We start from the raw sequence: 13,304 nt of genomic DNA, 5'->3' as shown, positions 1-13,304 counted from the left end.
GTAGACCTGAACATCTTTTACAAATCATAGCGAGTCATACTGGTGGCGTTTTCCGCTCAGGACATTCCCAATCGTTTCGATTTTTCGATCTCGCCCAAAATATACGAGTATTGGGAATCGCAGGGATTTTTTCACAGCGAACCAGATCCCAGTCGCGAGCCGTTCACGATTGTCATTCCACCGCCAAACGTGACTGGTGCCCTCCATTTGGGGCACGCGCTGAACAATACGCTGCAAGACGTCCTGATTCGCTACAAGCGTCTGAAGGGCTTCAATACCCTGTGGATCCCGGGCACCGATCATGCCGGGATCGCCACCCAGGCCGTGGTGGAACGTCGAATCTTCGAGCAGGAAAAGAAGAGCCGTCACGATCTGGGCCGCGAAGAGCTGGTCAAGCGAATCTGGGACTGGAAAGATCAGTACGAAGCTCGCATTCTGGGCCAGCTCAAACGGCTTGGCAGTAGTTGCGACTGGGATCGGACCCGCTTCACGCTCGACGAAACGTGTGCCCGCGCGGTGCGTCGGACCTTCTTCGATCTGTTCGCCAAAAAGTGGATCTACAAAGGCAAGCGCCTGGTCAACTGGGACACGTTCCTGCAGACCGCGGTCAGCGACGACGAAGTCTTCCACGAAACGACCGATGGCAACTTCTGGCACTTCAAATATCCGGTCATCGATCCGAAGCCAGGCGAACCAAAGTACGTGACCATCGCCACCACGCGTCCGGAAACGATGCTGGGCGATACGGCCGTGGCGGTTCACCCCGATCCGGAAAAGGCCCTCAACACGATCGAAGCCGAGCAGAAAGAGAAGCTCAAGGAAGCCCCGGGCAAAGAAAAGGCAGGCATTCAGACCCAGATCGAAGAGATCCAAGCGCGTCGCGAGTCGATGCTGCCACAGTTGATCAAGCTGCGTGATATGGCACTCGCCGGTCGAAAGCTGATGCTCCCGCTGGTCGATCGCGAAATCCCGCTGGTTGCCGATCAGTGGGCCAAGCCAGAGCTCGGTTCCGGCTGCGTGAAGATCACTCCAGCGCACGACCCGAACGACTATGAAGTGGGTCGTCGCCAGGATCTGCCGATGATCAACATCTTGAACCCCGATGGCACGATGAACGAGGCGACCGGGGAATACATCGGCCTGACGATTCCTCAGGCCCGCAAGATGGTGATCGAAGATCTCGAAAAGTTGAATCTGCTCGACAAGATCGAAGACCGCAAGATCGAACTCGCTTACTCAGACCGCAGCAAGACGCCGATCGAGCCTTACCTGGCCGACCAGTGGTTCATCAAAATGGACGAACTAGCCCAGAGCGCGATGGACGCTGTCAAAGATGGCCGCGTGAAGATCTTCCCATCTCGTTACGCCAACGGCTACATCGACTGGCTGAGCGAAAAGCGTGATTGGCCCGTCAGCCGCCAGTTGTGGTGGGGCCATCAGATTCCGATCTGGTCGCAGGAATGTGCCTACAAAGAAGACCACGACAAGATGGTCGCCAAGCTCGAATCGGATCCCGATATCAAGAGCGGGAAGGTCAAGTTCCAGGTCGAACGGGACGAAGAGCTGGAAGCGGCCGAAAAGATCGGCACCATCCAGGGTGCTGCCCGCGTCACGATGCCTTACAGCCAGATTCACGTCTGCATCGCCGAAGAAGATGCCGCCCTGGCAACTCGCTATGAAGCGATGGGCTTCGTGCGGGAAGAAGACGTGCTCGATACCTGGTTCAGCTCGGCGCTGTGGCCGCACTCGACCTTGGGTTGGCCGAACAAGACGCCAGAGCTGGAATACTATTACCCAACCAGCACGCTGATCACCAGCCGCGACATCATCACCCTGTGGGTGGCCCGTATGGTGCTGGCCGGTATCAACAACATGGGCGAAATCCCATTCCGTGAAGTGTTCATTCACCCGACCATTCTCGATGGTCTGGGCGAACGTATGAGCAAATCGAAGGGGAATGGCGTCGATCCGCTGGACGTGATCGAGAAGTTCGGTGCCGACTCGTTGCGATTCGGTCTGGCCTATCTGACCACCGAAACGCAAGACGTCCGCATGCCGGTGCAGTTCGAGTGCCCGCACTGCCAGTTCCTCATCGATCAAACGAAGAAGAATCGTCAGCAGCCGCGCATCGAGTGCAAGAAGTGTGGCAAGCCATTCAGCACCCAGTGGGCTGAAAGTGCTGAAGACAAGGCACTGCCGCGCGGAGCGATCGTCAGCGAACGCTTCGAGCTGGGACGTAACTTCTGCAACAAGCTGTGGAACGCCGCTCGTTTCACGATGATGAACCTGGAAGGCTTCGAGCCTGGCACGGTTTCGGCAGACGAACTGCAGTTGGAAGATCGCTGGATCTTGTCGCGACTGTACACGGTCACTCAGGAAGTGACGCGCTGTTACGAGAGCTACGGCTATGCCGACGCGGCTCGTGCGACGTACGACTTCGCCTGGGACGAGTTCTGCAGCTTCTACGTCGAAATGCTGAAGGAACGCTTCCAGGACGAAAAGCAGCGTCCCTTCGCGCATCGCGTGATCACGTACGTGCTCGACTGCATGTTGCGGCTGCTGCACCCGATCATTCCATTCATCACCGAAGAGATCTGGCAGACCCTAGGCAAGATTGCTCCGACGCGTGGTCTCGAATCGCTGACCGACGCGACCGAGAGCATCATGTTGTCGACCTGGCCAGAAATCGACAGCAAGTGGGAAGACCAGTCGATCGAGCGTCAGTTCGCCGTATTCGAGGAAACGCTGGGAAGCCTTCGCGAAATCCGCAGCCGGCAGAACATCGCGCCGAAAGACACCATCGAGTTCGTTATTCGCTGCGATGAACCAACCGCCAAGCTGTTGGAAACGATGTCGCCGTACTTCCTGTCGATGGCCAACGCCAAGACCAGCGGCCTGGGCCAGCAGGTGGAAGTGCCAGAAACCAACGCGACGATGACGGTCGGCAGCATGGAGATCTTCGTTGACCTGAAGGATTTCATCGACGTCGAAGCCGAAATCGACCGCAACGAGAAGCAACTGTCCAAGTTGCAGCAATTGGTGGTGAGCAAGGAAAAGAAGCTGGGGAACGAAAGTTTCGTCAGCCGCGCTCCCGCCGATATTGTGGCTCGAGAACGGGAAAGCCTGGATCAGGCCAAGCAGGAACTGGAACGCACCGAGGCCGCTTTGGCTCGTCTGCGGGAATCGGCCGCCAAATAGGCCGCTTCTTGCGATTTCGACAAGCAGCGACCGATTCGCCCTTGTCTCGCAGTGGACAGTTCCATGCCGAAGGACTGTTCCCACGGCTTTTCCCAGGGATATAATCGAGTCAGTTGAACGAGAATCACTGTGGAAGACTGATCACCCTCATGCCAATCCAAATGGAGCTCTCGCGGATCATCATCAGCGAGATAAACGACCAGCAGGTTATCTATCTGAAAGAAGTCGACGGAGATCGCCAATTTCCGATCATGATTGGCATCTTCGAGGCGACGAGCATTCATCGTCGCGTGAAGGACTTCATCCCGCCTCGACCGCTGACGCATGATTTGATCGTCAGTATCGTGGAACGCCTGGGAGGCGAACTCGACAGCGTGGTGGTCACCGATCTGAAGGAAGGGACCTATTACGCCAATCTGCGCGTGAAGGTCGATGGCGAACTGGTCTCGATCGATGCCCGGCCTTCGGACGCGATTGCCGTTGCGGTCACCAGTCAGCCCCACCTGCCGATCTACGTGGAAGAACACGTGCTGGAAGAGTCGGAAGTCTAAGCGTTCCGGTCAGTCATTCCACAAAAAAAGGCCACCCGCAGGTGGCCTTCTTCGTTGATTCGAGGAATAGCCCGATCGATTAGGTATCGATCAAAACATCTTTGAATGCTTCTTCTAATGCCTTCAGGCCTGGCTCGCCTTCGTGCTCGTCGACGATCACGTTGACACGAACTTCCGAAGTACTGAGCAGATCGACGTTGATGCCGGCACTGCTCAAAGCCTTGAACATGCGGACGCCGACACCGGTGTGGCTTCGCAAGCCAATCCCGCTGACCGATAGCTTGGCAGCTTCGCGGTTGCCTTGAACTTCGCCGTCCCCTAGCTCTTTCACGACCTCCTCCAAGGCTGCGTAAGCCTTTTCGTAGTCGGAGGCAGGGCAGGTAAAGCTGACGTTGGCACATCCATCGCGGCCGACGTTCTGGATGATCACGTCGATGTTGATCCCCTTCGACGCGACCGATTCAAAGATCTGAGCGGCGATGCCAGGGCGATCGGGCACACGGCGAACGGCCAGCAGGGCCTGGCTGCGATCGAGTTGGATATCGTCGATCGCCAGGTCTTCCATCTCACGCAGACGCTGCACGACAACGGCTGGATCGGTCACGTCGCGAACGCGGACGGCACTCACTTCCAGTGGCGAATCTTCTGGCGTCACATCAAGCTCGAAGCCATTGTGGACGATCTGCAGAGCCTTCTGGGCATCGGACTGGGCGACCAGGACCGAGATCTTGATTTCCGAGGTCGAGATGGCCTGGATGTTGATGCCTTCGCTCGACAGAACGCGGAACATCTTGTCGGCGACACCAGGGACGTTCGCCATTTGGAGGCCGACGACCGAGACCTTCGAGACATGTTCGTCGTAGGTGACGTTTTCTGGGCGAAGCAGTTCCGAGGCCTGTTTAACGGCGTCGAGCGTGACCTTCAATTCGTTCTTGGGAACGGTGAAGGAGATGTTCGCCTTGCCGTCCGAACTGATGTTCTGGACGATCATGTCGACCGAAATCGCCTTCGCGGCAATTCGGCGGAACAGTTCCAGCGAGACGCCTGGTTCGTCCGGAATGCCTTCCAGCGTGATTCGGGCCTCGTTCTTGGTGATCGCAGCGCCGCTGACAGGGCGGGTCTTCGATTCCGGGTCCTGAACGATCAACGTGCCAGGGATATCGGTGAAGCTGCTTCGCACATGGATCGGCACACCGAACTTCTTGGCGAACTCGATCGAACGGCTGTGCATCACGCCGGCACCCAGGCTCGCCAGTTCCAGCATTTCGTCGTAAGCGATTTGCGGAACGCGACGGGCTTCTGGCAGAACGCGTGGATCGGTCGTATAGACGCCGTCGACATCGGTGTAGATTTCACACGCGTCGGCATCCAGCACGGCGGCCAAAGCCACGGCGGTCGTGTCGCTACCGCCGCGACCGAGGGTCGTGATGTTGTAGTTCTCGTCGATACCCTGGAAACCGGCAGCGATCACGATGTTGCCTTCGTCAAGCAACTCTTTGACGCGCGACGTTTCGATCGAACGGATACGTGCTTTGGTGTGAGTACTGTCGGTGCGGATACCGATCTGGGCACCGGTCAAGCTGACCGCTTTCGAGCCGAGGGCGTCGATCGCCATCGCCATCAACGCGACGCTGACCTGTTCGCCAGTCGACAGCAACATGTCCATTTCGCGGGCAGGGGGATTGTCGCTCACTTGCTGCGCGAGATCGACCAGCACGTCGGTATTTTTACCCATCGCACTGACGACCATCACCACCTGGTGACCTTCACGCTGCGCGCGAATCGCTTTTCGCGCGGCGGCGACAATCTTCTCGCAATCAGCGACGCTGGTTCCCCCGAACTTTTGAACAATCAATGACATGGAATGGTGTCATCCGTAATAAGGTAACACTGGGCAAAGAGACTGGCCGGGCAACCGCCGCGGCCTGAAAATTACACGCCGAGGAAGTGAGGCATCATCTTCCAACCTTCATCGAAGCTTAGCGACGAAGCGTCGGCGTTGCGCTCGTTGTAGGTTTCAAACGAGTCTGCTTCGATGTCACTGCCACACATGGCAAGTGGCACGAAGCCATGGCTGTGGGTTTTGGTACGGCAGAAAGTCGGATGATCGGGCAACACGATCAAACGATATTCGCCATGCTTCTTCAGGGCTTCATGCAGTGGGCCGACGATCTTTCCGTCGATCGCTTCCAGGGCCTTAATCTTTTCTTCGACGCTACCTTCATGCGAGGCTTCGTCGGTGGCTTCGACATGTACACAGATCACGTCGGTCGAGTCCAACGCGTCGATCGCATACTGGCCCTTCGCGGCGTAGTCGGTGTCGAGGTAGCCGGTTGCTCCTGGGACTTCGATGCGATCCCAACCGATCAGCGCGGCCAGGCCTCGCAGCAAGTCGACGGCGGTGATCATCTTGCCGGTTTTGCCATACAGGTCCGCAAACGGCGTCAGGGCAGGGCGACGACCCAGACCCCATAGCCAGACGTTGGTCGCTGGCGGCTTGCCTTCGGCGATGCGCTTTTGATTGACCGGATGGTTGGCGAACAGCTCGACGCTGCGGCTCATCATGTCGGCAAGCCAGTCACTGCCCAGGCCTCGCGGATAGCTGTCGGCGACCGACTTGTCGCTTAGGTCGTGCGGTGGCGTGGTGCGGGTATCCATCGTGAACGGAGCCGGACGCCCTTCGCCACGATAGATCAGCAGGTTGCGGTAGCTGACGCCCGGATGGAACTCGACTCCTTCGCCGGCCAGCTCCTGCTGAGCGGATTCGAGCAGTGCCTTGGCTTCTTCGGTCGAGATTTGTCCCGCCGTGAAGCTCTTCATGATCTGGTCTTGGATCGTCACCAGGTTGCAGCGGACAGCCCAGTCGTCGGCACCGAGTTGAATGCCTTGGGCGGCGGCTTCCAGCGGAGCGCGGCCGGTGAAGTATTCCAGAGGGCTGTAACCAAGAAGGCTGAGGTTGGCGACGTCGCTTCCGGCCGGCAGATGGCTTGGAACGTTGTCCGCACGGCCGACAACGCCAGCTTTCGCGACGGCGTCCATGTTCGGGATGTTGGCGGCTTCCAGTGGGGTCTTACCACCGAGCGACTCTTGCGGTTCATCAGCGCAGCCGTCGGGAATGACAATCGCGTATTTCATAGTTCCCGAATCTCCTTCGTGAAAACCGACGTAAATGGAATGTAGGCAGAGTGAGCTTACTGGCGCGAACCTCCGTGGCATTTCGCGCCGGTGAGGCTTTGGATGAAGAAACGATCGCCGCAGAGCAAGTCCGTTTCTCAGCTTCAGCCAAGGCCGCGTGCTTAGTCTTGGACCAGCATCTTGCGGGCACCCGGTTTGACCGAAGGCATTTTCGCGATGATTTCCAACGCTTTGCCTGCCTGGCCTTGGGTTGCCACATGGGTCATGATGACCAGCGGAACGTACGTTTTGGTGTCGCCGTCGAGATGTTCTGGCTCGTGCTGAATCACCGACGCGATCGAGATTCCCTGGTCTCCCAGAACTCGAGCGATGTCGGCCAACACGCCTGGCTGGTCTTCGACGCTGAAGCGGAAGTAATGGCGACCGCGGATCTTGTCGGACGTGCAGACCTGAATATCGCTGTGCGTTTCGGTGAACAGCTTCAGCGTACGGAAGGTCAACGCGGTGCGTCCGACTGCCATGTCGATCATGTCGGCGGCCACCGACGATGCGGTTGGCTTCTGCCCGGCACCTTGGCCATGGAAGAAGAGCGGACCGACCTGATCGCCAACGACACTGATGGCATTGAACGGGCCACGAACTTCCGCCAAAGGTTCCCCTTCGCGGATCAGCGTCGGAGAAACATGGACTTCCAGGCCATCGTCACTCAATTGGGCCGAGGCCAGCAGTTTGATGCGGTAGCCCAGCTCTTTTGCAAAGCGAATATCGACCGGCTGAAGTTTGTCGATCCCTTCGCGTGGGATGCTCTTCCAGTCGATCTTCACGCCAAACGCGATGTGGGCCAGGATCGCCAGCTTTTGAGCGGCATCGGTGCCGTCGACGTCCATCGTTGGGTCAGCTTCGGCATAGCCAAGTCGCTGGGCTTCTTTGACGGCCCACTTATAGCTGGCCTCTTGTTCTTCCATCGCCGAAGCAATGAAGTTCGAGGTGCCGTTCAAGATGCCGCTGAGGGAGGTGACCCGGTTAGCGGTCAGGCACTGGCTGAGATTGGTGATGATCGGAATCCCACCGGCGACCGCCGCGTCGAATGCGATGCAGCGCCCCAGTTCGCGGGCCCGAGCGAACAGTTCGGCACCATGTTCCGCAATCAGCGCTTTATTGGCAGTGACAATATCTTTGCCACTTTCCAGCAGCTTCAGCATGATGGTGCGGGCCGGTTCGATCCCCCCAATCAGCTGCGCGACGACCTTAATATCTGGGTCGTTGGTGACTTCGTTCAGGTCGTCCGTCAGCACGCCTTCGGGCAATTCGCAATCGCGAGCCCGGCTCAGATCGCGGACGACTGCTTTCTCTAACCACAGCGTGGTTCCGGCGTTACGCGCGGTACGATCACCGTGATCAAGCAGGATTTTGGCGACGCCGGCTCCGACGGTTCCTACGCCGACAATGGCGACCTTCGTTTTGTGCATGGGTACGAACGAACGGTAGGAGGATGAACTAATTCGATGGTGAAAGGGATCATCCTAGGTTGCCGTGGGGCGAGTAGTCAACTGGGCTAAAGTTGTTGCCCGCTAAGAGGTTGGGCGACGAACTACGCGATTTAGCGCAGAGTAGAGGCCCGGACAAACCGCCGGGTCATCGTGGCCAGGAGAAGCACACTCTCCTGGCCACTCGCACCATGAATAACTGTTACAGGCCCAGTTCCGCTTTGACGGCTGCGAACTGTTCCACGGCAAACTTCAGCTCTTCCAGGGAATGACCAGCCGAGACCTGGGTACGGATTCGAGCCTTACCCTGAGGCACCACCGGGTAGGAGAACCCAATCACGTAGACACCCCGTTTGAGCAAACGTTCAGAGAAATCGGCGGCCACTTTGGCATCGTAGAACATCACCGGCACAATGGGGTGTTCGCCTGGCAGCACATCGAGCCCCAATTTGGCGATCTCTTCCCGGAAGAACTTGGTGTTCGTCTCCAGCTTGTCACGCAAAGCGGTCGAAGCTTGGATCAGCTCCAGCGCCTTCAGCGAGCCTGCCACGATTGGCGGGGCCAAGGTGTTCGAGAAGAGGTAAGGTCGCGATCGCTGACGCAGTAGGTCGATGATTTCTTTTCGGCCGCTGGTGTAACCGCCTGAGGCACCACCCAGCGCCTTGCCGAGGGTACCGGTGATGATGTCGATGCGATCGATCACGTCGTGATGCTCGTGCGTGCCTCGCCCATGCTTACCCATGAAACCGACCGCGTGCGAGTCGTCGACCATGACCATCGCGCCGTACTTGTCGGCCAAATCGCACAGGTCCGGAAGATTGCAGATGTAGCCGTCCATGCTGAAGACGCCGTCCGTGGCAATCAATTTAACGCGAGCATCCGATGCTTCCTTCAGCTTGGCTTCCAGGTCGCTCATGTCGTTGTTTTTGTAACGGAACCGCTTCGCCTTACAGAGACGAACGCCGTCGATGATGCTGGCGTGGTTCAACTCGTCCGAGATGATGGCATCTTCCGGGCCGAGGATCGTCTCGAACAAGCCGCCGTTGGCATCGAAGCACGACGAATAGAGGATGGTGTCTTCCATCCCCAGGAACTTCGTCAGTTCGTGTTCCAGCGACTGGTGCGATTGCTGCGTGCCACAAATGAAGCGAACCGACGACAGGCCGTAGCCCCAGCGTTCCAGCCCTTCTTTAGCGGCGGCGATAATCTCGGCATTGTCCGACAGGCCGAGATAGTTGTTCGCGCACATGTTCAGCACCGATTGCTGCTGCGGCAGGTCGATCTTCGACTTCTGCGGCGACAGGATCGTTCGCTCGTTCTTGTACAGGCCTGCCTCTTGGATCTCGCTCAAGATGCCGGCGTAACGCGATTGAATGTCCGAATTCCACATGATTGTCTTCGCTCCTCATCGAGTCGTGTCCCCAAGTCCTCAGGCGAAAGAAATGCCCTGAGGACCGGAGTCGAGGGTGACGCGAGGTACGTTCGCGCCGCGGATGGTGTCTTACGTAAGTTCGGCCCAGTCGAGAACGACTTTGCCAGACTGGCCTGAGAACATCGCCTCGAAGCCTGCTTCATATTCGGTGAATGGCAGATGGTGCGTGATGACCGGGCTGATGTCCAAGCCGCCCTGCAGCAGCACCGTCATCTGGTACCAGGTCTCGTACATCTGACGGCCGTAGATGCCTTTGATCGTCAGCATGTTGAAGATCACATCATTCCAGTCGATCGAGATTTCATCTGGCGGAATGCCGAGCATCGCGATCTTGCCGCCATGGCTCATGTTGGCAATCATGTCGCGGAAGGCGATCGCGTTGCCCGACATTTCCAAGCCAACGTCAAAGCCCTCGACCATGCCCAGTTCTTTTTGGACGTCGCTCAGCTTTTCTTTACGAACGTCGACGACACGAGTCGCACCCAGCTTCTTAGCCAGTTCCAAACGCCATGGATTGACGTCGGTCACCACCACGTAGCGAGCCCCGGCATACTGACAGACCGCAGCGGCCATGCAGCCGATGGGACCAGCCCCGGTGATCAGGACGTCTTCGCCCAGAACCGGGAAGGTGAGGGCGGTGTGCACGGCGTTGCCGAACGGATCGAAGATCGAAGCGACGTCGAGCGGAATGCCATCGGCATGATGCCAGACGTTGGTCATCGGAATCGAAATGTATTCCGCGAAAGCCCCTGGGCGATTCACGCCGATGCCGACCGTTTCCGCACACAGGTGACGACGACCGGCCATGCAGTTGCGGCACTTGCCACAGACGACGTGACCTTCGCCACTGACGATCTGGCCCGGCTCGAAGATATGAACGTTCGAGCCAACTTCGACAATCTCGCCAACGAACTCGTGACCGACGACCATCGGAACCGGAATGGTTTTCTGAGCCCAGGCATCCCACTTGTAGATGTGGACGTCGGTACCGCAGATGCCGGTCTTCAAGGTCTTGATCAGAACGTCGTTAATACCAATGGTTGGTTCCGGGACGTCTTCCAGCCACAACCCTTTTTCCGCATGACGCTTGACGAGCGCTTTCATTGAATGGTGGTCCTAGCGAGTGCTCTGCGCGAAGTTAAACATGGGGCCCATTCGCTTGATTGTAAGCAGCCCACTACGTCTCGCGAATGGGCGGGAAGCCGCGGAAAGGCAACAAAGTTGAGGGTTGTTTAAGGAAAATCGCTAACAGCTAAACAACCGTTTGGTGACAGTCGCAACTGTACCCATGGCGACAGGGGGTTGTGCTGAAAGTATCCTGAAGGCACATCGAAAAACGTTCGCTCGAAGGAATGCAAGCATGACACGACCACTCCCGTTGAAGGGACTAAATCACTTGGCCCTGGCCGTTCGCGACACCGCGGTAAGCCGCGACTTCTACCGCGATGTCCTTGGTTTTCGCGAGGTGCAACGACCTCCTTTCGATTTCCCAGGGGCCTGGCTGGTGGGCTATGGAATTCAGATTCATATCCTGGAAACCGAGCACCTCGGTCAGTTCGGCGAAGGCCCCAACTCGCGCGCCGATCACTACGCGTTTGCCATGGACGATAGTGCCACGCTGGTTGAGATCTTGAACGAACATGGCATCCCGTTCATCCAACGCGTCAACGCAGGCAACATCCATCAAACGTTCTTCCAAGACCCGGACGGGCACTCGATTGAAGTGGCCGTCTACCCGGCCGATCCGCCGTTCATCGACTAGCGGATGAAGGCAAGTTGCTTCATCTGAACGCTAGGCCGATTTGAATCGGATCGTTGTTGAAGGACGTTCGAGTTGAAGGTCAAGAAACAAAAAAGCCCTGGGGCATCGTTGGACGTCCCAGGGCTGCTTCATTCGGAAATCGATCGACTTAGATTCGCCAGCCTTCGCGGTACTTCCGCTCGATGTACTGGTTGGCGGAATCGTTATTGGTGACCTTCAACGACTTGGCGTCCCATTCAATTGGACCGCCGGTGCGGAAGGCGACGTTTCCCAGCAAGACGGTTTCGGTCAACGGACCGCTGTAGTCGAAGCTACAGGTCGTTGGCGTACCTTCTTTGCAAGCCTTGATCCATTCTTCGTAGTGGCCAATCGACCGCGGAATGGTTTGCTCTGGAGCTTTCCAGTCGGTGAACTTATCTTCCGGCAGCAGTTTGAAGTCGCCGTAGGTCGCGATCATCATTCCCTTGGTACCGTGGAAGACCACGCCACTGCCAGGAACCGCTTGCCCGTTGATCTCGCGTGGGCAATGATCGCCGTCACGCCACTTCATGGTGACGGCCGGTGCGACGTCGGTCTTCGGGAACGTGTAGTTCACCGTCAGGCCGAGCGGCGCGGTGTTCGGATCTGGCGAAGGACCTTCCGCTTCGATCGTGGTTGGGTACTTCAGTTTCAAAGCCCAGAACACCAGGTCGATGTAGTGGCAGCCCATGTCACCAAGCGTACCGCCACCGAAGTCCCACCAGCGACGCCATTGGGCTGGCATGTAGACTGGCGAGTAAGCTCGTTCGGCTGCTGGGCCGAGCCAAAGGTCCCAGTGAACGTTCTTGGGGACCGGTGGTGGATCGGTCGGGATCGTACCGCCGCCCCAGCCTTTACCGACCCACACATCGACGTGCGTGACGTCGCCGACAGCGCCGGCCTGGATCGCTTCGACCACGCGGCGGTAGTTGTCGCCGGCATGGATCTGCGTTCCCATCTGCGTCGCCAGCTTGTGTTTGACAGCGTAGTTCGTCATCTCGCGGGCTTCGTGTACTGTGTGCGTCAGTGGCTTTTCGCAGTAGCAATGCTTGCCCAACTGCATGGCCCACATCGAAGCCGGAGCGTGGGTATGGTCTGGCGTGCTGACCACTACGGCGTCGATCGACTTCTCCTTGTCGAGTAGGACTCGGAAATCGTTGTAGCGATTCGATTTCTTATCGGAGTACTGCTTGAGGGCCTGATTCAGGTAGTTGTCGTCGATATCGCACATGGCCACGAGGTTTTGGCCACTGACCCCTCTGACGTTCTCGGCGGCACGATTAGCAACACCGATACACGCGATATCGAGAAGTTCGTTGGGCGACTTCGATTCGGCTGCGGATGCCAGCGAGTGAAAGCCAGTGCCAGCAACCATAGCGGCTGCGGCAGAGGTGCGGAGAAAGGAACGACGACTGAGAGACGGCTGTCGCATGGGCAAGATTCCTTCGAGAGTTGATTGTGAGGCGAGGGTAGAGAAGGGGTGTGAGGGTTTGATTATCACCGAGTTTTCCCCGATCTGCAAAGTTAGATCGCTGGCAGGGCCTATTAATAACGAATAACTCTCCAACTTTGTCCTAGGCAAAAGAGAGGCTAAGGAGGATAGAGGGGGAAAACTTGAGCATAATCGGGCGATAACGAATTTTCGCCGTAGGGCTAGCGGTGCCCCCTTGTCAAAGGAGGTGTGCTTCGGCACAATGTGTGGTTTCCACCCTGACTCTCTT

9 protein-coding genes are annotated in these 13,304 nt (G+C 57.6%); 3 read left to right on the top strand and 6 right to left on the bottom strand.

What is annotated here, in order from left to right:
- Positions 1-39: 39 nt before the first annotated feature.
- Both AB1L30_RS23660 and AB1L30_RS23655 read left to right on the top strand, forming a co-directional pair.
- On the top strand, positions 40-3,198 hold the full coding sequence (locus AB1L30_RS23660) for a valine--tRNA ligase (RefSeq protein WP_367017875.1): 3,159 nt from the start codon (positions 40-42) through the stop codon (positions 3,196-3,198).
- A 149-nt stretch (positions 3,199-3,347) separates the two neighbouring features.
- A complete protein-coding gene (locus AB1L30_RS23655; RefSeq protein WP_345093156.1) occupies positions 3,348-3,749 on the top strand; it encodes a bifunctional nuclease family protein in 402 nt (133 codons plus the stop codon).
- A 79-nt stretch (positions 3,750-3,828) separates the two neighbouring features.
- Here AB1L30_RS23655 and AB1L30_RS23650 read toward each other — a convergent pair whose 3' ends face one another.
- The 5 genes from AB1L30_RS23650 to tdh all read right to left on the bottom strand — a co-directional run bounded on the left by AB1L30_RS23650 (position 3,829) and on the right by tdh (position 10,907).
- Positions 3,829-5,610 carry an aspartate kinase gene (locus AB1L30_RS23650; protein ID WP_367016629.1) on the bottom strand — a complete coding sequence of 594 codons (1,782 nt, stop codon included), beginning with the start codon at positions 5,608-5,610 and terminating at the stop codon, positions 3,829-3,831.
- A gap of 71 nt (positions 5,611-5,681) precedes the next feature.
- Entirely contained in the window at positions 5,682-6,884 is a 1,203-nt protein-coding gene (locus tag AB1L30_RS23645) for a cofactor-independent phosphoglycerate mutase (protein ID WP_367016627.1), read from the bottom strand.
- A gap of 161 nt (positions 6,885-7,045) precedes the next feature.
- Positions 7,046-8,353, bottom strand: a complete 1,308-nt coding sequence (locus tag AB1L30_RS23640) for a homoserine dehydrogenase (protein ID WP_367016626.1) — start codon at positions 8,351-8,353, stop codon at positions 7,046-7,048.
- A 220-nt stretch (positions 8,354-8,573) separates the two neighbouring features.
- Positions 8,574-9,761, bottom strand: a complete 1,188-nt coding sequence (locus AB1L30_RS23635) for a glycine C-acetyltransferase (RefSeq protein WP_367016624.1) — start codon at positions 9,759-9,761, stop codon at positions 8,574-8,576.
- A gap of 111 nt (positions 9,762-9,872) precedes the next feature.
- Complete coding sequence (tdh, locus tag AB1L30_RS23630) at positions 9,873-10,907, bottom strand: L-threonine 3-dehydrogenase (RefSeq protein WP_367016622.1); 1,035 nt, start codon at positions 10,905-10,907, stop codon at positions 9,873-9,875.
- A gap of 256 nt (positions 10,908-11,163) precedes the next feature.
- Between tdh and AB1L30_RS23625 the strand changes: the two genes are divergently transcribed.
- Positions 11,164-11,565, top strand: a complete 402-nt coding sequence (locus AB1L30_RS23625) for a VOC family protein (RefSeq protein WP_367016621.1) — start codon at positions 11,164-11,166, stop codon at positions 11,563-11,565.
- A gap of 148 nt (positions 11,566-11,713) precedes the next feature.
- Here the strand turns inward: AB1L30_RS23625 and AB1L30_RS23620 are convergent, their stop codons facing one another.
- A complete protein-coding gene (locus AB1L30_RS23620; RefSeq protein ID WP_367016619.1) occupies positions 11,714-13,015 on the bottom strand; it encodes a Gfo/Idh/MocA family oxidoreductase in 1,302 nt (433 codons plus the stop codon).
- Positions 13,016-13,304 lie beyond the last annotated feature (289 nt).

The sequence above is a fragment of the Bremerella sp. JC817 genome, from assembly GCF_040718835.1.
Classification (GTDB): domain Bacteria; phylum Planctomycetota; class Planctomycetia; order Pirellulales; family Pirellulaceae; genus Bremerella.
Note: the sequence above shows the minus strand (reverse complement) of the source record. Positions and strands in the feature narration are given on the sequence as shown.

Excerpts from the sequence above, each read along its gene's own strand:
- AB1L30_RS23655 (WP_345093156.1), top strand. The coding sequence starts at position 3,348 with ATGCCAATCCAAATGGAGCTCTCGCGGATCATCATCAGCGAGATAAAC.
- AB1L30_RS23650 (WP_367016629.1), bottom strand. The coding sequence starts at position 5,610 with ATGTCATTGATTGTTCAAAAGTTCGGGGGAACCAGCGTCGCTGATTGC.
- AB1L30_RS23645 (WP_367016627.1), bottom strand. The coding sequence starts at position 6,884 with ATGAAATACGCGATTGTCATTCCCGACGGCTGCGCTGATGAACCGCAA.
- AB1L30_RS23640 (WP_367016626.1), bottom strand. The coding sequence starts at position 8,353 with ATGCACAAAACGAAGGTCGCCATTGTCGGCGTAGGAACCGTCGGAGCC.
- AB1L30_RS23635 (WP_367016624.1), bottom strand. The coding sequence starts at position 9,761 with ATGTGGAATTCGGACATTCAATCGCGTTACGCCGGCATCTTGAGCGAG.
- tdh (WP_367016622.1), bottom strand. The coding sequence starts at position 10,907 with ATGAAAGCGCTCGTCAAGCGTCATGCGGAAAAAGGGTTGTGGCTGGAA.
- AB1L30_RS23625 (WP_367016621.1), top strand. The coding sequence starts at position 11,164 with ATGACACGACCACTCCCGTTGAAGGGACTAAATCACTTGGCCCTGGCC.
- AB1L30_RS23620 (WP_367016619.1), bottom strand. The coding sequence starts at position 13,015 with ATGCGACAGCCGTCTCTCAGTCGTCGTTCCTTTCTCCGCACCTCTGCC.